Origin of the sequence: Methylocystis heyeri (assembly GCF_004802635.2) — a bacterium.
In the GTDB taxonomy this organism is placed as follows: domain Bacteria; phylum Pseudomonadota; class Alphaproteobacteria; order Rhizobiales; family Beijerinckiaceae; genus Methylocystis; species Methylocystis heyeri.
This window is the reverse complement of record NZ_CP046052.1, coordinates 60,325-84,675: the sequence shown is the minus strand read 5'-3', so window position 1 is coordinate 84,675 and position 24,351 is coordinate 60,325. Positions and strand designations below refer to the sequence as shown.

Annotated in this window: 16 protein-coding genes; 8 read left to right on the top strand and 8 right to left on the bottom strand. The window is 62.3% G+C overall.

All coding sequences use genetic code 11. The features are described from left to right. Positions 1 to 7: 7 nt before the first annotated feature. The 3 genes from H2LOC_RS00350 (at position 8) to H2LOC_RS00340 (ending at position 2,951) form a co-directional block, all read left to right on the top strand. Complete coding sequence (locus H2LOC_RS00350) at positions 8 to 1,396, top strand: nitrogenase component 1 (protein ID WP_154331525.1); 1,389 nt, start codon at positions 8 to 10, stop codon at positions 1,394 to 1,396. 158 nt (positions 1,397 to 1,554) lie between these two features. Further along, positions 1,555 to 2,448: a hypothetical protein gene (locus H2LOC_RS00345; RefSeq protein WP_202620504.1), complete on the top strand. Its 894-nt coding sequence runs from the start codon at positions 1,555 to 1,557 to the stop codon at positions 2,446 to 2,448. 17 nt (positions 2,449 to 2,465) lie between these two features. After that, positions 2,466 to 2,951, top strand: coding sequence for a NifB/NifX family molybdenum-iron cluster-binding protein (locus tag H2LOC_RS00340; protein ID WP_136494581.1), 486 nt, complete (start codon positions 2,466 to 2,468; stop codon positions 2,949 to 2,951). Positions 2,952 to 2,960: 9 nt separating this feature from the next. Here the strand turns inward: H2LOC_RS00340 and phnE are convergent, their stop codons facing one another. From phnE to H2LOC_RS00325, 3 genes are read right to left on the bottom strand one after another with little or no spacing between them, the layout of a single operon-like run. Beyond that, a complete protein-coding gene (phnE, locus tag H2LOC_RS00335; protein ID WP_136494580.1) occupies positions 2,961 to 3,782 on the bottom strand; it encodes a phosphonate ABC transporter, permease protein PhnE in 822 nt (273 codons plus the stop codon). After that, entirely contained in the window at positions 3,779 to 4,660 is an 882-nt protein-coding gene (gene phnD, locus H2LOC_RS00330) for a phosphate/phosphite/phosphonate ABC transporter substrate-binding protein (protein ID WP_136494579.1), read from the bottom strand. The genes phnE and phnD overlap by 4 nt, the downstream gene beginning before the upstream one ends. 1 nt (position 4,661) lies before the next feature. Continuing rightward, entirely contained in the window at positions 4,662 to 5,465 is an 804-nt protein-coding gene (locus tag H2LOC_RS00325) for a phosphonate ABC transporter ATP-binding protein (protein ID WP_202620503.1), read from the bottom strand. A gap of 1,038 nt (positions 5,466 to 6,503) precedes the next feature. Between H2LOC_RS00325 and H2LOC_RS00320 the strand changes: the two genes are divergently transcribed. The 3 genes from H2LOC_RS00320 (at position 6,504) to H2LOC_RS00310 (ending at position 9,197) form a co-directional block, all read left to right on the top strand. Then, positions 6,504 to 7,706 carry an NAD-dependent formate dehydrogenase gene (locus H2LOC_RS00320; protein ID WP_136494578.1) on the top strand — a complete coding sequence of 401 codons (1,203 nt, stop codon included), beginning with the start codon at positions 6,504 to 6,506 and terminating at the stop codon, positions 7,704 to 7,706. A gap of 79 nt (positions 7,707 to 7,785) precedes the next feature. Then, entirely contained in the window at positions 7,786 to 8,229 is a 444-nt protein-coding gene (gene cynS / locus H2LOC_RS00315; RefSeq protein ID WP_136494577.1) for a cyanase, read from the top strand. A gap of 50 nt (positions 8,230 to 8,279) precedes the next feature. Beyond that, on the top strand, positions 8,280 to 9,197 hold the full coding sequence (locus H2LOC_RS00310; protein WP_136494576.1) for a LysR family transcriptional regulator: 918 nt from the start codon (positions 8,280 to 8,282) through the stop codon (positions 9,195 to 9,197). Between the two features lie 5 nt (positions 9,198 to 9,202). On the opposite strand, the gene H2LOC_RS00305 is transcribed toward H2LOC_RS00310, so the two are convergent. After that, positions 9,203 to 9,916 (bottom strand): glutamine amidotransferase, encoded by a 714-nt coding sequence (locus H2LOC_RS00305; RefSeq protein ID WP_136494575.1) that lies wholly within the window; start codon positions 9,914 to 9,916, stop codon positions 9,203 to 9,205. 327 nt (positions 9,917 to 10,243) lie between these two features. Between H2LOC_RS00305 and H2LOC_RS00300 the strand changes: the two genes are divergently transcribed. Further along, on the top strand, positions 10,244 to 10,870 hold the full coding sequence (locus tag H2LOC_RS00300; protein ID WP_136494574.1) for a response regulator: 627 nt from the start codon (positions 10,244 to 10,246) through the stop codon (positions 10,868 to 10,870). Between the two features lie 24 nt (positions 10,871 to 10,894). On the opposite strand, the gene H2LOC_RS00295 is transcribed toward H2LOC_RS00300, so the two are convergent. The 4 genes from H2LOC_RS00295 to H2LOC_RS21880 form a co-directional block, all read right to left on the bottom strand. Next, complete coding sequence (locus H2LOC_RS00295) at positions 10,895 to 12,658, bottom strand: ATP-binding response regulator (protein ID WP_136494573.1); 1,764 nt, start codon at positions 12,656 to 12,658, stop codon at positions 10,895 to 10,897. 222 nt (positions 12,659 to 12,880) lie between these two features. Next, positions 12,881 to 14,674 (bottom strand): hypothetical protein, encoded by a 1,794-nt coding sequence (locus H2LOC_RS00290; RefSeq protein ID WP_136494572.1) that lies wholly within the window; start codon positions 14,672 to 14,674, stop codon positions 12,881 to 12,883. 20 nt (positions 14,675 to 14,694) lie between these two features. Next, a complete protein-coding gene (locus H2LOC_RS00285; protein WP_136494571.1) occupies positions 14,695 to 16,494 on the bottom strand; it encodes a hypothetical protein in 1,800 nt (599 codons plus the stop codon). Positions 16,495 to 16,577: 83 nt separating this feature from the next. Next, on the bottom strand, positions 16,578 to 21,404 hold the full coding sequence (locus H2LOC_RS21880; RefSeq protein ID WP_136494570.1) for an RHS repeat domain-containing protein: 4,827 nt from the start codon (positions 21,402 to 21,404) through the stop codon (positions 16,578 to 16,580). Positions 21,405 to 22,191: 787 nt separating this feature from the next. On the opposite strand from H2LOC_RS21880, the gene H2LOC_RS00275 reads away from it, so the two are divergent. After that, on the top strand, positions 22,192 to 23,976 hold the full coding sequence (locus H2LOC_RS00275) for an ABC transporter ATP-binding protein (protein ID WP_136494569.1): 1,785 nt from the start codon (positions 22,192 to 22,194) through the stop codon (positions 23,974 to 23,976). Positions 23,977 to 24,351 lie beyond the last annotated feature (375 nt).

Here is a 24,351-nt window from a genome sequence, read left to right as displayed (position 1 = left end):
ACCCACGATGGGTTGCGAAATCACTACGCGCGAAAGGGCCGGAGTCATCAACCCGATGTACGACTGTCAGCCGGCCGGCGCGCAATACGCCGGAATCGGCATGAAGGACTGCATCCCGCTGGTGCACGGCGGTCAGGGCTGCACCATGTTCGTGCGCTTGCTGTTCGCCCAGCATTTCAAGGAGAACTTCGACGTCGCCTCCACCTCGCTGCACGAGGATTCGGCTGTGTTCGGCGGGCATCAGCGCATCCAGGACGGCGTGTTGACGCTCGTTCGCCGCTACCCCGACCTGCGCATCATTCAGGTCATCACCACCTGCTCCACCGAGGTCATCGGCGACGACATCGAGGGCAACATCAAATACGCCGATGAGGTGATCGCCAGGGAGTTTCCCGGGCGCAAGGTCTATGTCGTCCCGGTTCATACGCCGAGCTTCAAAAGCAGCCAGGTCGGAGGATATTCCGAATGCGTTCTAGCGACCTGGAAGACCGTCGCCACCCTGAAGGCAGCGCCGACGGGCAAGCTGAACCTCTTTCCCGGCTGGGTCAATCCTGGCGACGTCCAGTTGCTGAAATACTACGCTCAGGAAATGGGAGTAGACGCGACGATCTTCATGGATACGCAGGATTTCGATTCGCCCATGCTTCCCGACAGGTCGATTCACACGCATGGGCGCACGACGGTCGAAGACATTCAGGCTTCGACCGGAGCGGCGGCGTCTCTCGCCCTCGCAAGATATGAGGCCGCCAGCACGGTGGATTATTTGAAAAAGGAGTTCGATGTGCCTGGGCACACGATCTCCTCGCCCTACGGCATCGCCAACACGGACGCCATGCTGAAAAAAATCAGCGAGATTACAGGCAAACCGATCCCGCTTTCGCTTGTCGAGGAGCGCGGCGTCGCGATCGACGCGCTTCAAGATCTGGCGCATATGTTCTTCGCCAACAAGAAGGTGGCGATTTTCGGCCATCCGGATCTCGTCATCGGTCTCGCCGAGTTCTGCATCGAGGTCGAGCTGGAGCCGACCCTGCTGCTGCTCGGGGACGACAACACCCGCTACAAAAAGGACCCGCGTATCCTCGCGCTCAAGGATCGCGTGAACTGGGACATGGAGGTCGTCTGCAATGCGGACCTCTGGGAGCTCGAACGGCGGGTCAAGCAGGATCCCAAGAAGTTCGACGTGATCCTCGGACACTCCAAGGGCCGCTATGTGGCGATCGACGCCAATATTCCAATGGCGCGCGTCGGTTTTCCAACCTTCGATCGGGCGGGTCTCTACCGGCATCCGACGATGGGCTATCGCGGCGCCATGCTGCTCGGGGAGCAGATCGCCAATGCGATGTTTTCGCATATGGAATACACGCGCGATCGCGAATGGCTCCTCAACACCTGGTGAACGCAGACGGGGAGCGGAAGGCGCCGCTCCCCGATCGCTGCGCTGGAGTCGTTTCGAGATATGCCGAGACGACCCGGGAATTCCTCATTTGATCCTGTTTCCTTCGCGCGAACCGGCATCCGCTTCGCTCGATAGCTAACTGAGCTGCGGGGACGAATTTGGGCTTCACCGAAAAATTGCTCGTTCATCCGGCTATCGGCTGGTCCTCGCATCTGCGCATGCCAGAGTATCGTCAGATCGAGCTCTACACCAAGCGTAAGGCGCTCGATTTCCTCGATCCGATTCCACCAGACGATGCGCCTCTCGATCGCATCGCTGCGGTGGCCCGCGCCGCGCTGCTGTTCGAGGCGACGCTGGCAGGGCTTTACCCGACGCAACATCAGCTCACCGCATGGGCCCGCTGCAAGGAACTGCCGAAGAGCAACCAGAGCGAAAAAATACTCGCCGAACTCCACCGCATCTTGCGGATCGTGCGCAAGATCGCATTTCATCCCCAGGGTCACGTCGACATGCGCGACGGCGTCATCTGTTTGAACGGCGCGATCGATATGGTGGCGCTGTCTCTGGAGATCACCCGAGCGGGGCTGGACCTTCTGGAATCGATGGTCGCCTATTGGTTCTCGGCTCGGATCAGCGTCTACCCCGATGCCTATGTCGGCAGGATGCTTTCGGAATTCTTCTTCGACACCGTCGCCGAAATAAAGAGATTTTCCGACGAGGACCGGATTCTGTATCAGTTTCGGCGCAGTTCTCCTTTCAATCGCTATTTTCGTTTCGATTGCGACAACCCGAAAATCATTCTCGAGAGTGATCGGGTGAATTTCGAAATCGGGGAGCGTTATCGAGACGCGGCGCGCTATCCGATCGATTTTTATGTCCTGCTGGATGACCGGCTGCATATCATCCCTGTAGAGGCTCTCCAAAACGGGGCCATAAGAAAAGACGAATTGCCGAATTGGCGAGCGCGCACGTCGGACGGGACTTCTCTTCCGGCCTCCTTCCGAACCCGTTTCGCCCGCGAAAAAATCATCGTCGGTCAACCCATGACCTAACCTCGACGGAGTCGAACATGGACGCACCTCATCTGCGAATAGCCATCACGACCAACAGCCTGATCAGTCTCGACGCTAATTTCGTGGTGGCCAAGCAATTCGCGTTCTACGACGTTTCGGTGGACGACTCGGAGTTCGTCGATGTCGTGCAATTCGCCAGAGGCGGCAAAGGCAAGGCGCAGGGCGGAGGCATGGCCAACAACGGCGGCCGCTGCATCATGGACGACATGGAAAATGACGACGGCGCCGGATACGACCCCCTGCTCGATCGGGTCGCCGCGCTCGAAGGTTGCGGCATCCTCTTCACTCTGGGCTTGAGCGATCTGGCGGCGGTGCGGGTGCACGATCTCCGGGTGTTTCCGGTGAAAAGTGAAAGAGTCCGGCCGATCGACGATGTCATCGCGCAGGTTCAATCGATGATGGTCGGCGTCCAGCCGCTTTGGATGCGTCGCGCCATTAGCCGCCGCAACGGCACGCAGCTGCAGGAGCAGACCGCCTACTGACCTCAACTTTCAGTCGGGACTGAGGAACCTCCTGCGCATCATCGCGCCGAGGAGGTTCACGCCCGTCACCAACGCCAGCAGGATCAAAATCAGGGCCGACGCCTCCCGGTATTCGAAGAGGTGGAACGCGGTCACGATCTCCAGGCCGAACCCACCGGCGCCGATGAGCCCCAGCGTCGTCGCCGCACGCAGATTGTGTTCCAGACGATAGATCGTCGCGTCGACCAGGCGCGGCAACGCCTGCGGCAATATTGCAAAGCGGAAGACTCCCAGCCGCGAGACGCCGTTGGCGCATAGCGCCGCGCCGGGAGCCGGATCGACATGTTCGATCGCCTCGAAGAACAATTTGCCGAGCATTCCGGTTGAATGAACCCCGAGCGCGAGCATGCCGGGCAGCGGACCAAATCCGACCGCGGCGACGAACACGACGCCCCAAATGAGGCCGGGTATAGCGCGGAGCGCATTCAAACCCAGCCGCACGGATCGACCGAGAAAAATCGAGGGCCCGACATTATTCGCAGCCATGGCGGCAAGCGGCAAGGCGAGCCCGGCCCCCAAGGCGGTTCCGGCGACGCCGGTCGCGAGCGTCTCCAGAAGGGGACGGCCCCATTGGCGCCAGCGGCTGAAATCCGGCGGCAGGGAGTCTGCGGCGAGCCGCAGCATTGTCTGCGCAGCATCCGCGTAGCGCGGGAACTCGAAGGCGCCGGCATAAGCGCAGGCGGCGAACGTGATAAGTGTCGCGCAGGCGGCGGCGGCGCCATTGCGCAACTGGCGGCGACGCCACTCTCGGGCGAGAGGAAGAAAATCGGAACAGACTTCTGCGTCGGTCATTGCGGCGCCCATGCGTTCTTCGGATTTGCGGACTGAACCGCCGCGACCCAGTCGCGAACGCGATCGACGTCGGAGTCGGCGGCTGGAACGAATGATTCGGCGCGAAAAACGCCGAGCGCGTCCCGGTCTTTCATCTCCAGAAAGGCCTCGCGAATTTCCTTCTTCAACGCCGGATCGAGCCCGGCGCGGAAAGTCCACATATATTCGGGGATTGGAGGCGAATCCTGCAGCACGCGCAGCTTTTCGGGCGAGATCGCGCCTGATTTCAGGAGGCGCTCGAAGATCGGCTTGGATAATCCGCCGGCGGCCACCTTCTTGTTCTCCACCGCAAGCGCTACGGCGTCATGCGCGCCGAGCACGCGAATGGTATAGTCGCGCCCGGAAACGAGACCCTCGTTCAGCAACTGCCAGCGGGGAACCCAGGTTCCAGAGGTCGACGCCGGATCGCCGAAGGCGATCTCGCCGCCCTTGAGATCGGCCAGCGATTTCGCCGGACTGTCCCTGGGGACGATGATCGTCGCCTTGAATGTCGGTCCAACGTCGGCATGGCTCGGTCGCGCGAACGGCTCGAGAGCTGAACGCTGCGATTGGAGGATATATGTGACCGGTCCTAGAAAGGCGACATCGAGGCGCCCGAAACGCAAGGCCTCGGATGTCGCCGCGTAATTGGCGCCGACCACGATCTCGACAGGGATCTTGAGCCTTTCCTCCAGATATTTGCGCAGCGGCTCGTTGAGCCGCATTACGGTAGGCGCAGACTCTCCCGGCAACAAGCCGATGAGGAGCTTCCTGGGTCGCTCCGCCGCCTCGGCGTTCATGCCCATGCCGAGCGCAGCCGTCAGCGCCACAACGACGATCGAACGCAGAGTCCGCAACATATCAGCCGCCTTTCCCGATGCAATTTTCCGGTTTGATCACAGAGGTTGCAAAAATCGCAGCCTCCGCCGTGGCGTCGAAAGACTCCGTCGGCCCGTCAAAGATCAATCTCCCCGCTTTGACGCCGATGATGCGGTCCGCGATCTCGCGCGCGAGGTGAATCTGATGCATTACGAGCGCCACAGTCACGCCGTCGCGCGTGGCCAGCGCGCGCAGATACTCGCCGAGACGGCGGGCGAGCGAGGGATCGAGAGACGAAAACGGTTCGTCGCCGAGCAGCATTTCCGGACCGCGGACCAAAGCGCGCGCGACGCCGACGCGTTGCCGCTCTCCGCCTGATAACTTATCGACGCGTTGAAAAGCCCGGTCGAGCAATCCCACGTCCGCGAGCGCTCGCGCGGCCCGATCCCGCGCGGATGGTCGCCATGGGATCAGCGACAGCGCATGCCGGGTGTCCGCAAGTCCGAGCAGAACATTGTCCAATGCGTTGAGGCGTCCGATCAGCGCATGGTCTTGAAAAATCGTCGCCGTCGTCCGGCGAATGCGCGCCCATTGCGTCGCATCGTCAAGCGCCCCTATGCCCGGCGCACAGATGACGCCTCCCGCCGGAGCTGCGAGGCCGTTGATCGCTCTGATCAAGGTCGTCTTTCCTGCGCCTGACGGACCAATGATGACGGAGACGCTCCCCCGTTCCAGCGTCAACGAAACGCCGTCGAGGATAAGGCGACCATTACGTTCGACGCGAAGATCGTCGATCGTCAGCGCGAGGGGGGCCGACCGGCCGCGCGGAAGAACATGCATGTTCATTTGCGCCGCCTCCCGGGACAAGCAGAGGTTCCTGGAATACGAGCCGGCGCCATGCGAGCGTTCACCGGCGTCTTGGCGCTTACATTCCGATTGGGCGCAAGTCCGATCCGCTCATCTTTTAGCGGAGCAAGGCAGGAGATCGATTCTTGCGACGCACGCATGGCCCTCTCCTTTGACGAACCATGATTCGCCAGTCCGAAATATCCTTCGGACGCGCTCAATACGGGGCCTGCGCGGCAGGTCCCCGGGAAGAGAGCCGAGCCGATAACTGCGGCGCGGTCCCAGGCGATCGACAATTGCCGGGAGCAGGATCCACGCCAACTCGCGAGGGGGCGGTCAGGTCGGGATTCTCCCTGGATAGAGGAGAACCAAGCTCGCCGGGCCGCACCAAAATGTACGTTGTTTCGATCCGTCGCTCAAAAACGCGCATTAGCCGGAGCGCGCTCGGCTTGAACGCAGTCGATCGCGCTCATGCCGCCAAACCTTGAAATACGAAGCACAGGGCCGAACAATACCCAGCTGAATCGATGCGCTCGCGCGGTCTTCCGGCTTCATAACCGGGGATTATTTAAAGATAGTCGCGGCGAATTGGACGCCGAAGCGACTTCGCAATAGAAACATCGTGTCATCGCACATGACATGCAGGGCTGGAACGCGTGGCGATCCCCTGCCGGTGAAGACGCCTACCCCGTCGATGAACCGCCTCTCGGACTGGCTGATTTGCCCTCGATCCGGTTGTAATCGAGCCGCAAGCGAGACCACACGGTCGTCCTCGCTTGCGGCTCTGTGCGTTCAGGACGAAATCGCGGGCCCGGCTCTCTACCTTCGAAGATCAAGTCTCGCTGCCGCTGGCCTTCGTTTGAAACGATAACTGCAGCCTATCATGTCATTGCGCGAAACGAATGGACGTTGAAGGAGGCGCGTTTACCTATTCGAGCGACGCCGCCGCAAAATATGAGGGCGACCCCGCAAGCCCCCGAGCGATCGGTTTCCCTCACAGGCGAGCGGCCCGGCGTCCAGAAACAGGAGGAAACCCAAATGGCTAAGATTGTTTGCGTGCTCTATGACGATCCGATCGGCGGCTATCCGAAGACCTACGCTCGCGACGATGTTCCCCAGCCGAAAGTCTATCCCGATGGACAGACCTTGCCGACCCCTAAGGCGATTGATTTCAAGCCGGGCGCGCTGCTCGGCAGCGTCTCGGGGGAGCTCGGATTACGTAAATATCTCGAGTCGAACGGTCATCAGCTCGTCGTCACCTCCAGCAAGGACGGCGCCGACAGCGTGCTCGACCGCGAGCTGCACGACGCGGAGATCGTGATTTCGCAGCCCTTCTGGCCGGCTTATATGACCGCCGAGCGTATCGCCAAGGCGAAGAAGCTCAAGATAATAGTGACCGCCGGCATCGGTTCGGACCATACCGATCTGGAAGCGGCGATGAAGCATGGCGTCACCGTAGCCGAGGTCACCTATTGCAACAGCAACGCCGTGGCCGAACATGTCGTGATGTCGATCCTCGCGCTGGTGCGCAATTTCATCCCCTCCTACAAGATCATCGTCGACGGCGGCTGGAACATCGCCGACGCCGTCTCGCGCTCCTATGACCTCGAAGCCATGCAGGTCGGCACAGTCGCGGCGGGCCGTATCGGCTTGCGCGTGCTGCGCCTGTTGAAGCCTTTCGATGTCGGTCTGCACTATATGGACCGTCACCGGCTGCCGGAAGACGTCGAGAAGGAGCTGAACCTCACTTACCATTCGAACCTCGAGAGTCTCGCCAAGGTTTGCGACGTGGTGACCCTGAACTGCCCGTTGCATCCCGAAACGGAGCACATGGTCAACGAGAAGACGCTGAAGTTCTTCAAGCGCGGCGCTTACATCGTGAACACCGCGCGCGGTAAGCTCGTCGAGACCGATGCGATCGTGAAGGCGCTGGAGGACGGCCGCATCGCAGGCTATGCCGGCGACGTGTGGTTCCCGCAGCCGGCGCCGAAGGACCATCCCTGGCGCAAGATGCCGCATCACGCGATGACGCCCCATATTTCCGGCACCAGCCTTTCGGCGCAGACGCGCTACGCGGCGGGCGTGCGGGAAATTCTCGAATGCCATTTTGAAGGCCGCCCGATCCGAAACGAATATCTTGTCGTCCAAGGCGGCAAGCTCGCCGGGGTCGGCGCGCACTCCTATAGTGAAGGCAACGCAACCAAGGGCTCGGAAGAGGCGGCCCGTTTCGTAAAGGCGTAACCTCGAAAGGGTGAAAAGGCGGGTTGGACGCCGGTTGGGCTCGCCTTTTTCATACGCAACCGTGCGGGGAAGACCGAAGATGAGCCGCGAAGACACAACGAGACGCATCCTCGAAGCGAAGACCGCGAGAGGCCTGAAATGGTTTCAAGTCGCGGACAAGATCGGGCTGAGCAAGGAATGGGTGACGGCAGGCTGTCTCGGTCAAATGACCTTCGACGCCGAGCAGGCCGGGATGATCTGCGAGATATTCGGCTTGCCCGAGGAGGATCGCCTCTGGCTGCAGACCCCGCCCCATAAGGGGTCGCTGTCGACCGGCGCGCCGTCCGATCCGCTCATATATCGCTTTTATGAACTCGTCAGCGTTTATGGGATCACTCTCAAGGAGCTCATTCATGAGGAGTTCGGCGACGGCATCATGAGCGCGATCGACTTCAAGATGGAATTGAGCCGCGAGAGCGATCCTCACGGCGACCGTGTCAATATTTCGATGTCCGGAAAATTTTTGCCCTACAAGACATACTGAAATCCGATAAACGATGGCGCGCGCACGAGAGAGAAAGAGAGGATCCTGATTTGTTCGTCAGGCAGCTGGAATATCTGGTGACATTGGCGCGCGAACAGCACTTTGCTCGCGCCGCGGAGGCTTGCGGCGTATCGCAGCCGGCGCTTTCGGCGGCGATCAGGCATCTCGAAGAGGAACTGGACATATCGATCGTAGAGCGGGGAAAGAAATATGTCGGGTTCACCGAAGACGGCGAACGTATCCTCGCCTGGGCCCGCCAGACGCTGGCCGCATGGGATGGACTGAGACAGGAAGCCTCTTTATCGCGTGCAAAACTCAGTGGCGCGCTACGCATGGGCGCCATCCCGACCACAATGCCGATCGTGTCCCTGCTGACCGGTCCCTATTGGCGCGCCTATCCCGACTTGCGGCAAGTCGTCCGCTCGCTCTGCAACGAGGAAATTATCCGCCAGCTCGAGAGATACGAGCTGGATGTCGGGATCACCTATCTCGAAGATCAGAAGCTCGATCGCTTTCGCGTATTGCCGCTTTATCGCGAGCGATATGTTCTGGTGGCGCGTGACGCGGGAAGTCTGGGAAATATCGCGTCGATTTCGTGGGAGGAGGCGTCGAAGCTGCCGCTGTGCCTCCTCACCCGGAACATGCAGAATCGGCGCATTATCGACGCCGCGTTCCGGCGGGCGAATACGCATCCCGTGGCGATCGTCGAGACGGATTCCGTTTTGGCTCTATACTCGAATGTGAGATGCGGGGACTTTTACAGCATCATGCCTCACAGCCTGCTTGCGCTCCTCGAGATGCGGGAAGAGCTGATCGCGATACCCCTTTCCCCTGAGCTCAACCGGGCGATCGGCCTTATCGCCCTCGACAATGAACCGGCCTCGCCGATCGTATCCGCTGTTTGGTCGATAACCGGCAAAATGGATCTCGAGGCTCGCTTCAGTTTCCCGGGCGGCGTCGGCTCATAGTCCATTCAACTGCTGAAAGCCTGAGCGATCCAGCTCCGCCAGAATAGTCGCGCCGCGGATTCGAGCTTTGGCGCCCACAGCCGGCCTTGCCTGCGAAGTTCGACGACATCGATTTTGGCGTTCGCCAGTTCGCAGGCGTGACCGACATACCAGCGCTCGAGACTATCCGCGGTGACCTCCGGATGAAATTGCAGTCCGAGAGCGTAATGCTCCAGCGCGAACGCCTGATTTGGATACCGGGACGTTTGAGCAAGATGCATGGAGCCCTCGGGCGCTTCGAAGGTGTCGCCGTGCCAATGAAGGAAGGAAGGCGCATCGGCGAGCAACCGAGCGAAGGCTGGATAGCGTTCCGCATCCCGTCCAGCCGTTAAGGGCGCCCAGCCGAGTTCCTTTCCACAGGCTCCGGGGAAAACCCGGGCCCCGGCGGCAGCGGCGATCAACTGGGCTCCGAGACATATGCCGAGCGTCGGGCGCCTGGCGGCAAGCCGTGTCCGCAGAAGACCTATCTCGTCTTCGATAAAAGGGTATGCCTCGGCTTCATAGACCCCGATCGGGCCGCCCAGGACGACCATCAGCTCCGCATCCAGTGGATCGACGCTTCGAAGGTCGCTAGTCGAAGCATCCAGGAACTCGATCTGCGCGCCCGCGCGTTCGAGCTCCAAACCCAATGTGCCCAAATCCTCGAAGGCGACATGCGTGATCGCCAGTGTCTTCCGCATTTCGGATTTCCGTGAATCGCTGCTTCCCGGCGTCTCTCGCCGCGATCTGGGGCCAGCTCCCGGCGCATATTTTCAGGCTTTTCTCGAATCTCGGAGCCCCTGCGAAATTCACGCGAAGCATCGGCGCAGGAGCGGAGCCGGCGGAGGCGAAATCGCAATCGCCGCCATCTGTGGTTGAACGGGCTTCGACCCCGCCGGAGCTGCTGCTGCTCCAGGCGGCGCCTGTGATATTTATGCTTGGACGGCGCTTTGTAAATTGGATTATTGTCGCCCGATCGGTCTCGACGCCTACCGGACGACCTGTCTGTCCAGCAAGCGATGATCGCCATGAAGCTTTTGATTATCGACGACCACCCGGTTATGCGCGAAGGGCTCGCGGCCTTGCTGAGGCAGGTCGAACCCGGCGCCGAGATCCTGTTGGCGGGGGAAAGCGGGCAAGGATTGAATATCGCCGAGGCGCATCCGGACCTCGACGGCGTGATCCTGGATCTCTCGATGCCGGGAATCGGCGGAATCGAGACTATCCAGGAGTTCGGCAGGCGACGCCCTCAATTGCCGGTCATTGTGCTGTCCTCGTCCGAAGATCCGAGGGATGTGCGGCGCGCGATGGCTGCGGGCGCCCTCGGTTACGTTCCAAAATCGGCCCCTCCGCAGACTCTGCTCTCGGCCTTGCACTTCGTGCTCGCAGGCAACCTCTATGTTCCCACGTTGCTCCTCAGCGAGACCGGAGCTGCGACGACCCAAACCAGGACCAACGCCGGCTCACGCCTGACCGAACGCCAAATCGAGGTGCTGACATTGGTGTGCGAGGGGCTTCCCAATAAAGAGATCGGATTTCGCCTCGGGCTCTCCGAAAAGACGGTCAAGGCCCATGTCACCTCGATTTTCAAAACCCTGAACGTCGTGAACCGCACCCAGGCGATAGCCGTGGCCAAAGACTTGGGGTTTTTCTAGACTCTCGGCTGCAGGCGCGGAGGATCAGAATTTCGGCTCCGAAGAAGTCTGCATGAGATTGCGGATCGCCGCTCTGAGCTTGCCATTCGAGAGGGGCTTATGAAGCAAGAGCAAACCGCTCTCTTGCGCCTCCTTCAAGCGATCGGGAGCCGTGTCGCCGGTGATCAGCATGGCGGGAATATCGTCGTTATATTCTAGCCGGAGCCGCTCGACGACGGCGATGCCGTTCTCTCCCGCGCGCAAGCGGTAATCGGAAATGATCAGATCGGGTCGCAAAGGGCATATGGCGACGCGTTCGAGCATTTCCGCACAGGAGCCGGCGGCGATGACTTCATGGCCCCAGCCCGCGAGCAGACTCGTCATCGCCTGCTGGATTGCGGCTTCGTCGTCGATGACGAGGATCAGACCGCAGGCCGTCGCGCCCTCATGCGCTTCACGAGCGGGAGCCGCCGAACGCAATCCCCGGTGCGCGAGCGGCGCCTCGATCTTGAACGCCGACCCCTTGCCTTCCCGGGAACACAGGGTCACACGACAGCCGAGCAAGGATGAGAGCCGGTGCACGATGGCGAGACCGAGGCCGAGGCCCTTGGAGCGGTCCCGCTCGGGGTTTCCCAGCTGATAAAATTCCTGGAACACCTGTTTGTGTCGTTCCGCCGGTATTCCACGCCCGGTGTCCCATACCTCGACGCTCAGCCCGTTTCTCAATCGGCAGCCGACGACGACGCGGCCTTGGTCGGTGTAGCGCACGGCGTTGGAGACCAGATTGCGCAGGATGCGCTCGATGAGAATCGGATCGGTGCGAACGATCGCCGAACATGGATGCAGAACCAGCCGGACGCGCTTTTCCCGGCTTTCCGCCTCATAATCGCTGCAGACGCGCGCAAGTACGGGCTGTATCGGAAAGGTCTCGATGCGAGGCTCCACCACGCCCGCATCCAACCGAGAGATATCGAGCAGCGAGTTGAAGAGGTCGTCCATCGCGCTCACCGAGCCGCCGATCTGCTCGACGAGGCGGCGCATCTCATGATTCATGGGATGGGCCTGCAACGCTCCCACGAACATTCCCAGCGCATGGACCGGCTGGCGCAGATCGTGGCTCGCCGCGGCGAGAAAACTCGATTTGGCGATATTGGCCTGCTCGGCCGCCTCCTTTTTTCCGAGCAGCTCGCGGGCGAGGTCCATATTCTCGAAGCGCAGCCGCAACGCCTCGGTAAAATTGCCGTTGCCTCGCACGGCGAGAGCCGAAAAAGCGACGATGTGAACGGGCACAAGCAGCGCGATGACGCCATCTATCGGATTGTCCCTGAACAGGCTCGCGATTCCGTAAGGCGTTATGGCCGGAAAGAGCAGCAGGTAGAAGGCTGGAAGATAGCTGCCGAAGGCCAGCGCGGCGCCGGAAGCGATGTTGGTGGCGACCACGAGAGTGAGAAGATATTGATCGGGCTCCCCGCGCGCCGTCAGCGCCAACGCAGGGACGCCCCAAAGCATTCCCTCGATTGCGCTGAACGCGACGAATGATCGCGCCCATGGCCGCCATGCCCCGACGGCCGGAGCCGCTCGCCAATAGCGCCGGCACAGAAGCAGATGACACAGCGCCGCGATCGCGACGGACGCCAACCATATTTCATTTCCGGGCGGCGGCGCGCGACCGGAAAACGCCAGGGCCGCCACGAGAAAAACAGCCGCAACCGCGGCGCCCGCGATACCTACCGGCCCGATCCGGTAGAGCATCTTGATTTGCTCGGCGCGGATTCGGTCGCAGGACGCGGACGGCTCTGCGCTGCTCATGGGGCGCACTCCAAATTTTGCGTGGCCGCCGCGAAATTGCGCGCCGGTCACCACGATCGGCTACCGGGCGTCGCCTTCTGGAGGAAGCGCCCGGGCGTTTGTCGACGGTCTTCTCGATCGTGCATCGTCGGCCAATCGCACACAAAACCGCAAGCCTGGCGCTCGCTTTTCCTGGCGCAAAATAGAGCCCTGCCCGCATTTTGCGCGGCAGGGCTCTACGCCTCATGGCTGGTTCGGGGTCGTGAATCCGGTATAGCCGATCTGGGTCGCCCAGCTTCCATCGGGCTTGGCGAAGGCGCCCGCGACCCAAATTCCGGGCGTATCGACGCCGCCGGTTCCGTAACCGAGCTTCGCCGCGGCCGCGGCAGTATATCTGCCCCACGCCGGCTGGAGATAGCGCGCCGCGCCGGTTCCGAAGAGCTGCCCGTTGTCATAGAAGGTCTGGTTGGGCTGGGTGACGCGCTCGGTCACGTAACCGACGCTCGGAAAACAATTGGCGCAGCTCGGGCCGGAGAAATTGTAGACGACCGTGACATTGCCCTCCAAATCCGATTGAGGCGTCGGGTAGTAATAGAAATTGCCGTTTCCGCTGATGTATTTCGAGTCCACGGTCAGGGCGCCGATCATACGGGGACAATCGCCGGCAAACGCGCCCGCACAATTTGGATCTTCATTGCCGAGCATCGGCGCAATTCTGTAGGATTGAATATCCGACCAGCTGTTGTCGGCCGTCGTGAGCGCGGCGTAAAGAAAGCCGCTGTTATAGGTCGCCTGGCCCGTGATCCTCGTATCCAAGGTGTCGATCGAATTCGGCGCGCCGGGCTGGCTGGCGTTGGGCGGCAGATAATAAGTGAATGAGCCGCTGACCCAGGCCGAAACCACAGGCGGGTAAAGATTGCCGTTCAGCCAGCCGAACTGGTTGGAAATTGCCCAGTTCAACAGATTGCCGCAGCCTGTGACGCAGTTGCCGCCGCCGTAGTTCATGTTGAACGAACCGACCAGAAACTCCGCGCGGGGATTGTCGTAGGGACTCCATACGTTAACGGGCTGGGTCGAGTCGGTATACTGGTTGTAGGCCTGGATGCCCGACAAATACCAATAGCTGAGCGGGCCGCCCGAGTAGAGCTGCGACTTCGGCAGCAGCACCCACTCCTCCCACAGGAAGGAGCCGCAGCACGAGCCCATCATCGGAAACAGGTTCGAAGCAATATAGACGCCCTGCCTGTCCTGCCCCAGACGTATGAAGTCGTTCAGGACCTGGCTTTGGCTCGGAGTGGGGAAACGCCAGACGCTCCAGAGCCCGGTAGGATCGTCGCTCTGGCTCACGGCGATGTCGTAATAGCTGCTGCCGACGAGATCGCTGTCGCCGAACGCCAGAATGAACCGATGATTGTGCCAGTCATAGAGCGCGCGGGGATCGAACACATAGGCGGAGGCCGGCAATCCGGCGAAAGCCTGCAATGTTTTGGGGCCGAGCAGCCGCGTTCCGCTCGGGGACCATACCGAGACGCAATCCTGATTGACCTGCAATATTGGTTCGCTGCCGTCGCCGACCGCGAGCGCCTGATCGGACGGCGCCGCGCGGGCGCAATCCTTTTCGGTGTTGCCGGCGAAACTGGTTTGTATGGGAGCGCTTGCAGGAGCAATTCCCGCCGGCCGCTCGACCGGCGGCCTTACGGTTGCGGAGCCGTCCGGTTGGGCGCGCGGCGCTGGAGCTCCCCCCTTCGCCGCGAGCGCCTTGCGTTCGGCGAAGACCTCGGCCGAGGCGCCCGTCAGAGGGCCGACCCGGAACTGCGGCCGAGCCGCCATATCCGCGGCGGAGGCGTCGGGCAGCGCGTTCAGTCTGATCTGGCGGACCGCGACGGGCGCTGGCGCCGCCGCGCTGCGTTCGACGCTGAACTGGAGCGGCGACGTTTCGGCGGCGCCGGCGCATGGCGATATTATCGCCAGGGAGGCCGCGGCGACCGTCGCATTCAGAACCGCACGAAGCAAAGTCGTTTCAATAAGCATCAACATCACTTCCCCCGTCGGCGGCATCAAGGCTGGCTCTGCGCCGTATAGGCGGCGTCGCCGATCTGCGTGGCCCAATTGCCGTTTGCTGCGACATAAGAACCGGCGAATCCGGCGCCCGGAACGGCCACGGCGCCATTGCTCACAAAGCCCACGCCGAGAGGAGCGGCGGCGGTATAGCGTCCCCAATAAACGGATTTGTAGGGAGCCTGGCCCGGCGCGACCAGCAGGCCATAATCCGCCCATCCGCCGTTGCTCGCAGCGCGGCTCAGCCCGAAGCCGACGCCGGGATAGCAAATGGCGCAGCTCGGCCCCGAGAAATTGAAGACGGTGAGGACATTGCCTTCGAGATCGGGCTGCGGCGTCGGATAGAAAGCGAAATTGCCGTTATAATTCGCCCTGGCTTCCTCGATAGTCCAGGCGTTGCCAATTTGCGGACACAAGAACTGATATTGTCCCGAGCAACGCGTGTCTTCATTCGTGAGGGAGGGCAGGATACGGTAGATCAGAACGTCCGACCATGTGGTGTCGCCGGTCGTCAGCGCGGCGTGGAGCACTCCCGATTTATATGTCACCTGCCCGGTGATGCGGACGTCGAGCGTCTCGATCGAGTTCGGCGCCCCCGGCTGGCTGGCGTTGGGCGGCAGGGAATAGCTGCTCGTGCCGGCGCAGCAAACCGAGCTCACTTCCGGAGAGGGACCGCCGTTGATCCAGCCGAAAGGATTGGCGATCGCCCAAACCACCAGCCCGCTGCAGTTGTTGACGCAGTTCCCGCCGCCGTAATTCATGTTGAACGAGCCGACCAGAAACTCCGCCCGGGGATTGTCGTAGGGGCTCCAGACATTGGCGGGCTGCGTCGAGTCGGTGTAAAGGCCATAAGCCTGCATGCCGGACTGATGCCAGTAGTTCGAGCCCAGCGTTCCGGCGTAGAGCGCGGATTTGGGCAGAAACACCCATTCTTCGTAAAGAAAGGCCCCGACGGCGCCGCCGCTGAGATTGAACAGGTTGGAGGCGAGATAAACCCCCTGCCTGTCCTGACCCAATCGAATGAAGTCATTGTATGCGCTGCCGCGCGACGGCGTCGCGAAACGATAGACGTACCAGCTGCCGGTCGGATCGTCGGTCGCGCTGACCGCGATGTCGTAATAGGACGCGCCGACCAGATCGCTGTCGCCGAAGGCGAGAATGAAACGATGGTTGTACCAGTCGTAAAGGACGCGGGGATCGAACACCGCCTCGTTGGCCGCGAGCCCGGCGAAGCTCTGCAAGGTCTTGGGACCGAGCAGACGCGTTCCTGTCGGAGACCACACCGAAAGACAGTCGTTGTTGACCTGCACCACCGGCGACGCGGCGTCGCCGATCGCGAGCGCCTGATCGGAGGGCGTCTTCGGCGGCGTGGCGCCGGCGCAATCGGCCTGCCCGTTGCCTGCGAAGCTGACCTTGGGCGAGGGCGTGAGCGGCTGAGGACCGCCCGAACCGACCTTCGTCGGCGGAGTGGGGGTCCTCGGCGCTTCGAGCGGGCGGCCGACGCGGCTCGCGGCGATCGCTTTCCGCCGCGCGTATTCTGCGGCGGAGGCGCCCGTCAGCGGCCCGAGCACGCCGCGCGGGCGAAGAAACAACTCCGCTTCCGTGGCGTTCGGCAGCGCGCTCAAAACAACTTTGCGCGTCGCCGCCGCCGCCGCGGCGGGGGCGCCGTGACCGGGGTCGACGGAGTTGACGGGCGAGACTTCCGCGGCGCTCGCTGAAGCGACGGCTACGAGCGTCAGCGCTGCGAACGTCAGCGTCCTGCGAAAGAGCTTGTAGGGGTAATCCCAAGGCTCCGACATTTCACCCCTCCATATGTCCTGCAAGCTGAGTTGCGGGCTCCGACGCCCCTGATGGTCTCTAGGCCAGGCTGTCCTGCCTCCGATCACATGCCGTTCATATGAGAATGGAACCCCCCTCCGCCGCCATTGTTTGACCCGTCGCCGGCGCCGGCGTCAGAACCGCCTCCAGACCCGGCAGAACAACTGCCCCCGCCGTATCCTCCTTGAGGGGTTCCACCTAGATAGCCCCCAACAATTCCGCCTATGATGGCGCCCACCGGGCCCCCACCCAGTGCAAAGCCAGCAAAGGCTCCTGCGTATATTCCTGAGAGGCCGCCTACCGGCTGCCACCCATCCAAGCCGGTTGGATCGATTACGTTCACAGGATCGGCGAACGCATAGGAGAAGAGGTTGCTCTCGACGCCAGCAAGCTCCGGCATGTGGACAGCCGACGCCATCCCGGCGGTAGTGGCGGCCTCCCGGCTTGTAAAAGCCGTGAACTGCGTCGGAACCGGTCGATTTCCCAGCGGCGTCGGAAACACAAAGCTGGTCACGCCCCCCGCTCCGGTGGGACCCATGTCGGCTTTCTCCCCCAGCGGATCACGCGACGTCCATCTGGCGGTCTGGGGATCGTAGGCTCTAAACTGGGTGAGGTAGAGCGAGCTTTCGCCGTGACGGAACATTCCGGCGAAGAGGAAGTCCGGCGTCGGCGAGGACGGGAGCGGCAGCGGCAGGCTGGTCAGAGCATTTCCGAAAGGATCGAAGTCGATCGCCTTCACCGTCGCGCCATTGGCGCTCGCCACGGCGTAATTGCGCGTCGAGCCGATCTGGTCGGGGCCGTAATAGATGTTCTGCCCGCTCGAGGTCAGCGCTTCGCCCTCGTCGTAATAGAGCCGCAGAGTCGATCCGGTCGCCGTGCTGCGCCGGCAGATCCGCGCCCCGCACCACTGATAGAGATTGACCAGCGTCCGGCCCGCCGTGGTCTCGACGATCGAGGTGCGCCGGCCGAGCCCGTCATAGGAAAAGCTCGTCGTCGCGCTGCTGCCGGCATAGCCGATCCCGACCAGACGGTTCTCCGCGTCATAGGCATAGCTGCGCTGCCCGTCCGAGACGAGATCGCCGTCGGCGTCGTAGACGAAATTCTCCACGCTCGCCCCCACGGTCTCCTGCGTCAGCTCGTTGAGGCCGTTGTAGGCGAAGCTTCGTGTCCGCGCTCCATTGCGGAACCCGGCGACATTGCCGACGGGATCGAGCGCAAGACGGTAGTCGAGTCCGTTGGAGTAGTTCGCGCTGGTCAGACGGCTGTCGGCGTCGTAGCCGAAGCCCCAGTGGCGCGTCCTGTTCTCGGTCGCGCCCGTGATCAGCCCCTCCACTGTCGTCGCGTAATCGAACCGCCGCATTCCGGCGTTGACGATGGAGGCGAGACGCCTGTCCCCGAGATTGTCGAGATAGGACCAGCTGGTCTGCGCCGGGTAGACGCCCCCCGCGGTTTGCGCGCGGCTCGCGATCTGCCCGGTCTGGCCGAGATAACCCAGCGCAAACTGCCCCAGCGGATCGATATGTCCGATCAGCCGGTTGAGCTCGTCATATTGGAAGCTCTCCGCCGTCCCCGCGACAGTGCGGCCCGTCACCCGCCCGAGAGCGTCGTAGCTGTAGTTCACCGCCCCCATCGGACCGCTCTCGCCCTGCAGCGAAAGCGCCCCGTTGGTTCCCGGCGGCACATAGCTCCAGCTTGTCGCGCCATTGCCGTCGATCATGCTCGAAAGGCGCGGGAAGTAAGGATCGTAGGAGAATGAAACCCCCGGCGTCGGATTGACCGGATAGCTGTAGCCGATCGTGGCGAAACGATTGTCCAGGGTGTAGCTGTATTGCTTGATCTGACCCAGCGCGTCCCGCACCGATTTCAGCCGCCCGCCGTCGTCGTAGCTGTACACCGTCGTCGAGCCGTCGGCGTATCGCTTGGTCGCGGGTCGACCCTCGACGTCGATGGTCCAGCTCGTCACATTGCCCTTGGGGTCCGTTATCGATTTGAGCTTGCCGTTCTCCCAATAGTCGTAGCGCGTCACGGCGCCGAGTGCATCGGTCGTCGAAATCAGCCGGCGATCGGCATCATATTTATAGGAGGTCGTGCGGCCTTCTCGGTCCGTGACCGAAGCGAGATCGAGCTTGTCGTAGGCATATTGCCGCGTCGTGCCGTCGGGGTAGGTGATTTTCGTGATGCGATTGAGCGCGTCATAGGCATAAGCGAGAACATAGCCTTCCGAATCCGTCGCGGTGGCGACGCGGTCGAAACCGTCGTAGCTATAACTGGCCTGCGTGGCGCCTTTCGGATTGACGATTCCGGTCAGCCGGCCGAGAGCGTCGTAAGAGAGGCTCCACACCAGTCCGCCCGGCAAGGTCGCCTTCGTCAGCTCCCCGGCGGCGTTGTAGGCGTATTGCGTCACCTGCCCCGCCGCGTCGGTATAGGTCGCCGGCCGATGCTGGCTGTTGTAGCTATAGGTCGCGATGGTCTGCGGCGTGGAATTGACGACCTGCTGCACCTGCGTGAGGTCGATGAGATTGGCGTCATAGGTCAGGTTGGTGGTGCGGCCGACGGGATCGATAGCCTGGGTGGGATTGCCGGAAGCGTTGTAGGTCCTCTGCAAAACCTGCGACGCGCTGCCGTCGACGATCCGCCCCACGGCGCTCGGCTGGTCATATGTCCCGTTGTTGACGTTCTGGCTCTGCCCTGGGTAGTTGTACCATACCCGGGTCTCCAGCGGCTGCTTGACCGCCTCGACCTGATACCATTCGATGTTGATGTTCTGGGCGTCGTGATAAAAATGCGTGTTGCGCCCGGCGTTGTAATTGCACCCGCCGCTCGGCGTGCAGCCGGCGACGCCATATTGATGTTTGTCCCAGTGGAAGCTGTTGCGATAATTGAGATAGGCGTTGAACACATTCATGCTGGGCGGGGCCAGCGGATCTGAAAAGGCCACCGGCGCCGGCTGCAGGCTTTCCTCGCGCTCGCTCAGGCCGAGCGGATCAGTCACCTGAACAAAGCGCGTATTGCCCGTGCCGCCATAGACGAACTGCGTCGTCCCATAGGGAGTCGTGAGCGCGTTCACCAGCGACGAGGCGTCATAGGCGAAAGACGAAGTAATGCCGACGACGTCGGTTATCGAGCTCAGCCTCCCGCTGGCGTCATAGGTCAGCGTCGCGCTGCGCCCGAAAGGATCGGTGATCTTGGTGATCAGGAGATTGGAGACCGTGCTTCCGTAGGTGAATGTGGTGTTCCTGCCGGTGGCGTCGGTCAGCGACGACAGCAGCACATGCCCGCCCGAGATCGTGTAATTGAGCCGCAGCGTATTGCCCTGCGGATCGGTTATGCTGGTGAGAAACACGTTGCGCGGATAGCCCGCGGCGCCGTCCGACTGGCTGTAGGTTTCGACCCCGCCATCGCGCAACTGGCGCTGGTAGACGATCGGATTGGTCGAGGTCATCACCAGGACGGAAGCGTCCGATTCTTCCGGCGCGAAGACGCCTGTCGCGGCGCTGAAGCCGGAATAGCTCCAGGAGTCTCCGTTCGGGAAATAGCGCATGACGCTTTGCCCGGCGTTGGCAGGGTCGTCCTGGATGAATCTGGTCCAGCTCATCGTCCAGTTCGGACTGATGTTGAAGTAACCGAACACTGCGGGCTGACTGGCTTCGCGCTGATTGTACCTGAGCTTGATGGTGGGTGACGGACCGAAAGGCGCCTTATATGGCATAGGCTGGTCGGACATCGTGACCGCGATCGCGAGTTCGGCGATGTCGTATTTGCACATGCCGCAGCCGGAACCGTCTCCCCCGCCATCTCCCCCATCGCCGCCGTCGCCCCCGGCGCCCGGGCCGCCATTGTTCGGATCTGGACCATTGACCGGACCCGCGCCAAAGACTTCGCCGCCTTCCCCGGCTTCGACGCGGCGCCAGCCGGCGTTCTCGACTGCGGCGGGCGGCGCCAGAAAATAGCCGGTCGCTTCCTTGTCTATCGCCGCGGCGGACACCCAGTGGGGATTTTGGCCGAGCACGGGGTCCTTGACGATGTAGCCGCCCTTCTCGGAACGGAGAATCGCGGAAAAATGCCCTGTTTTCCAATGCACGATCGCATGCGTCGGGACTGGCTGGCCGGGCTCGCGGAACACGGGAGCCAGCGCCACTTTCGCGTCATTCGCGAGACGCGCCAGCTCCGCAAGGCTCACGCCCTGCGGACCCGCGCGGTAGAGGTTGATGAACCTGACCTTCTCCGGCGTCGTTCCCTCTTCGATCATCAGGAATTTGAGCGCGAGCGGCCCGCAAAGAAAGACATGCTTGGGCTCGTTCTCCATCACCCAGAGATTCTCGCGCGCCTTCTGCACCCATTCGCCGCCGGGATTGGCGACCGGGCGATCCCCGATCTCCGCCAGCAGCTCCTTCACGCGCTCGCGATGGCCGAGCTGGGCGTGAAGCAGGACCAGTTCGCCGACGCCGCGATCCACCAGCGCCTTGCGATACTGGCCGGTTGCCGCCCTGCCCTCCCGCCAGGCCTGCTCCCACACATCGAGCGCCTGGGAGAGATAGCCGTAATGCTTGTATTCGAGCCCCAGATTGACCTGCAGCGCGACGGCCCACGGCGAATGAGGATGATGCGCGAGATATCGGGTAAGCGCCGAAAAATCGTCGGCTTCGGCGCGGCGCTCGTAACGCGCCAGCGCTCTTTCCAGAAGCCGCTCGTCGATCAGGCTTCCAGGCTCCATCGCCACAAGGGGCTCGGCAAAATGCGCGCCACCGGGAAGAACGCCAGCCCCCGCGGCCATGGCCGCCGGGCTCTCCAGCTCCGCCCGGGCAACCGAGGGCCCAAGAGCCAAAACCACAAAAGCCGCCACGGCGCACAGCAGAACAGCCGCTGCGCCAGATCGCAATCGCCCCGACATCGCGCTCTCCAACTTCAATCAGATTCAGGCAACCAAGCTCGATATGCTTTGAATTGAGGCCGGCTTTCGGCGCATAGGTCCAAAGCCGCCTCCAATTCGACCCTTTATCTTTCGCGCTGTCCGCTCGACCGTGCGCCGATCGGCGGAGCGATAAAGATCGCTCCGGTTCGGCGAAGTTGCGGAAATTCCCTGCGGTTCCAGAGGAAGCCTCGAGAAATGCTCCAGCGGGCGGCATATTGTCGCTCCGTTCAGGCTCTGTAAACTGGACTAAGGTCGTACGATGGTCTTAAGACCACGGCTAAGGCGCGGGAGAAATTCCAGGAACCCTGGCGTTCCCCGACGCCCCCCAGCATCGCTTTTGATCCGGTCGAGCTGCAACAGCTTCTGCTTGAACTCTTCCGTCTCTTTGGGAGAAGAGCCGGCGATTTTCGCCACGGCTTTGTGAACCCCACGTAAGACGCTCTTCGAAGCGGAGAGGTCATTTTTTCGCCATAGACTTCAATTAAAGACCCGGATCGTCGAAAACATTCGATTTTAACGTAGAGTGAGACGTTATCACGCCCTCGCCGATGGAGCTGGCCATGGTCAGATATGACGTGCGCTGCAAAGCCCTCGCCGACGTGATTGTTTTGCGCAGATATATGCGCCGCTCCCGCGTCACCTCGCGATTTATTTAGCCAAGGCCATCGCGGCTTCCTTCTCCATCGTTTCGTCGCAAGCCTGCGCCCGCTCGTAGAAACCTGCGAGTTCCGCCGCGCCTTTTGTTCTCCATTTTAACGGAACGCCCATGTCCTTCTCGCTGCATTTGGCGACTCTTCGCTTCGCCCTTCGCTATTGGCTGCTCTCGCCGCGGCTCTTCGCGCTGATTCTCGGCGCGCGCCTGCTCTCCAACGCCATAGACCTGAGCGTCCCTATCGCTTCGGGCCGCCTCGTCGATTCGCTGGTCGACTCGAACCGCGGCGGTGACGCGCCTCTTCTGGCGCTCGCGACGCTGATCGCGCTCGTCGTCGGCTTCCACCTTTGCCGCAAGACCTTCGGCCTCGCGCTCGTGCCGCTCGTCACGACCGGCATGGAAGCGCTGACGCGCGACGCCTACGCAAAAGTGCAACGCTTTTCCTCCGACTGGCACGCCAACGCCTTCGCCGGCGCCACAGTGCGCAAGATTACACGGGCCATGTGGGCGTTCGATCAGTTGAGCGACACGCTGATCTTCGGCCTCGTTCCGGCCTGTCTCGTCGTGCTCGGCGCGACAGCGACGCTGGCCTGGCGCTGGCCGCAACTGGGCCTCGTCGTCGCGTTTGGAGTCGCGACTTTCCTCGTCGTGGCCGTGTCGCTGTCGCTTGGCTGGGTCGCGCCGGCGGGACGAGCCAATCAGGCCCTCGACTCGCGCGTCGCGGCGCGTCTGGCGGATACGATCACCGGCAATCCGGTCGTCAGGGATTTTGCGGCGGAGACGCGTGAAGACCAAGCCTTCGCGCAGCTGATGCGCGAGTGGCGCAATGCCGCGCGCGTCAACTGGTATCGCGACAGCGTTGCTGAGGGCGCGCAGACGGCGGTGATGATCGCGGTGCAGGTTGCGCTGCTCGGGGCCGGCGTCTGCTTCTGGCGGGAGGAGCGGCTCTCGAGCGGCGACGTTGTGAGCCTTATCGGCCTGCAGGGCCTGCTGAACGGCTACTTGCGCGATTTCGGCAGTCACCTGCGCAACTTCCAGAAATGCGTGAACGACATGGAGGATGTGGTGCGCTTTGCCGACGCGGCGCCGGATGTGCTCGATGCGCCGGGCGCCGCTCCGCTCGAGGTGACGGCTGGACGGATCGTATTCGACAAAGTCCGCTTCCGCTATCCCAACGCCGCGCGCCCCGTCTATGACGGCCTCGACCTCGTCATCGAGCCCGGCGAACGCGTCGGGCTCGTCGGCGCCTCGGGCGCGGGCAAGTCGACTCTCGTGCGGCTGTTGCAGCGCGCCTATAATCTGGAGAGCGGCGCCATCCGCATCGACGGGCAAAACATAGCGCTTGTCACGCTCGCGTCGTTGCGTCGCGCAATCGGAATCGTCGCGCAGGATCCGGTCCTCTTCCATCGCTCGCTTGCGGAGAACATCGCATTCGGACGCCCGGGGGCGACGCGCGAGGAAATGCGGGCGGCGGCGCGCCGTGCGCATGCCGATATTTTCATCGAAGGGCTCGCAGACGGCTACGACACGCTCGTGGGCGAACGCGGCGTGAAGCTCTCGGGCGGCGAGCGGCAGCGCGTCGCAATTGCGCGCGCAATCCTGGCGGATAACCCGATTCTCGTGCTGGACGAAGCCACGTCCTCGCTCGATTCCCTATCGGAGCTTCATATCCGCGCGGCGATCGAAGAGCTGTCGCGCGGGCGCACGACGCTCGTCGTCGCGCATCGCCTGTCGACGGTGCAGCGGCTCGATCGCATACTCGTGTTCGAGAAGGGGCGGATCGTCGAGGATGGTTCTCACGCCGACCTGCTGCGCCGGCCCGGCGGCGCCTATCGGCGCTTGTTTGAGACCCAGTCGAGCGGCATGGCGATCGATCGTCCTCTGGAGCATATCGATTGACCCGGCGCCCTGGCGGCGGGCGGCTCTCGCAGGATGGAGAACGGATCGGAATATCTTAAACGGTTTCCGGCTGAATGAAGCGGCTTCGCGCCGTCTTCGCGAGGAGCGTAAGCTCCGCGGCGATCCAGGAGAACTGGCGCGGCTCTGGATCGCTTTCGCTTCGCTCGCCGTGCCGTGAACTGATCAGTCGGAAGCGGTATTAAACGAGCCGCCCAGGCGCGAACCCGATCGCGACCTGTAATGAACTGCTTGGCGGCAACGAAAATTTGGGGGGATTGCGAAAAGCCGGCCTGAAACGGCGGCGAGGGAATTCCTCGCTCTTCCAGGCGAACCTCCCGGTTCGCCGGTCTCCGCGACGGCGCTTGTGACGCAAAG

Coding starts and splice junctions, on each gene's coding strand:
- H2LOC_RS00320 (WP_136494578.1), top strand. CDS start 6,504: ATGGCTAAGATTGTTTGCGTGCTCTATGACGATCCGATCGGCGGCTAT.
- H2LOC_RS00285 (WP_136494571.1), bottom strand. CDS start 16,494: ATGTCGGAGCCTTGGGATTACCCCTACAAGCTCTTTCGCAGGACGCTG.
- phnD (WP_136494579.1), bottom strand. CDS start 4,660: ATGTTGCGGACTCTGCGTTCGATCGTCGTTGTGGCGCTGACGGCTGCG.
- H2LOC_RS00275 (WP_136494569.1), top strand. CDS start 22,192: ATGTCCTTCTCGCTGCATTTGGCGACTCTTCGCTTCGCCCTTCGCTAT.
- H2LOC_RS00350 (WP_154331525.1), top strand. CDS start 8: ATGGGTTGCGAAATCACTACGCGCGAAAGGGCCGGAGTCATCAACCCG.
- phnE (WP_136494580.1), bottom strand. CDS start 3,782: ATGACCGACGCAGAAGTCTGTTCCGATTTTCTTCCTCTCGCCCGAGAG.
- H2LOC_RS00295 (WP_136494573.1), bottom strand. CDS start 12,658: ATGAGCAGCGCAGAGCCGTCCGCGTCCTGCGACCGAATCCGCGCCGAG.
- H2LOC_RS00305 (WP_136494575.1), bottom strand. CDS start 9,916: ATGCGGAAGACACTGGCGATCACGCATGTCGCCTTCGAGGATTTGGGC.
- H2LOC_RS00300 (WP_136494574.1), top strand. CDS start 10,244: ATGAAGCTTTTGATTATCGACGACCACCCGGTTATGCGCGAAGGGCTC.
- H2LOC_RS21880 (WP_136494570.1), bottom strand. CDS start 21,404: ATGTCGGGGCGATTGCGATCTGGCGCAGCGGCTGTTCTGCTGTGCGCC.
- cynS (WP_136494577.1), top strand. CDS start 7,786: ATGAGCCGCGAAGACACAACGAGACGCATCCTCGAAGCGAAGACCGCG.
- H2LOC_RS00340 (WP_136494581.1), top strand. CDS start 2,466: ATGGACGCACCTCATCTGCGAATAGCCATCACGACCAACAGCCTGATC.
- H2LOC_RS00325 (WP_202620503.1), bottom strand. CDS start 5,465: ATGAACATGCATGTTCTTCCGCGCGGCCGGTCGGCCCCCCTCGCGCTG.
- H2LOC_RS00290 (WP_136494572.1), bottom strand. CDS start 14,674: ATGTTGATGCTTATTGAAACGACTTTGCTTCGTGCGGTTCTGAATGCG.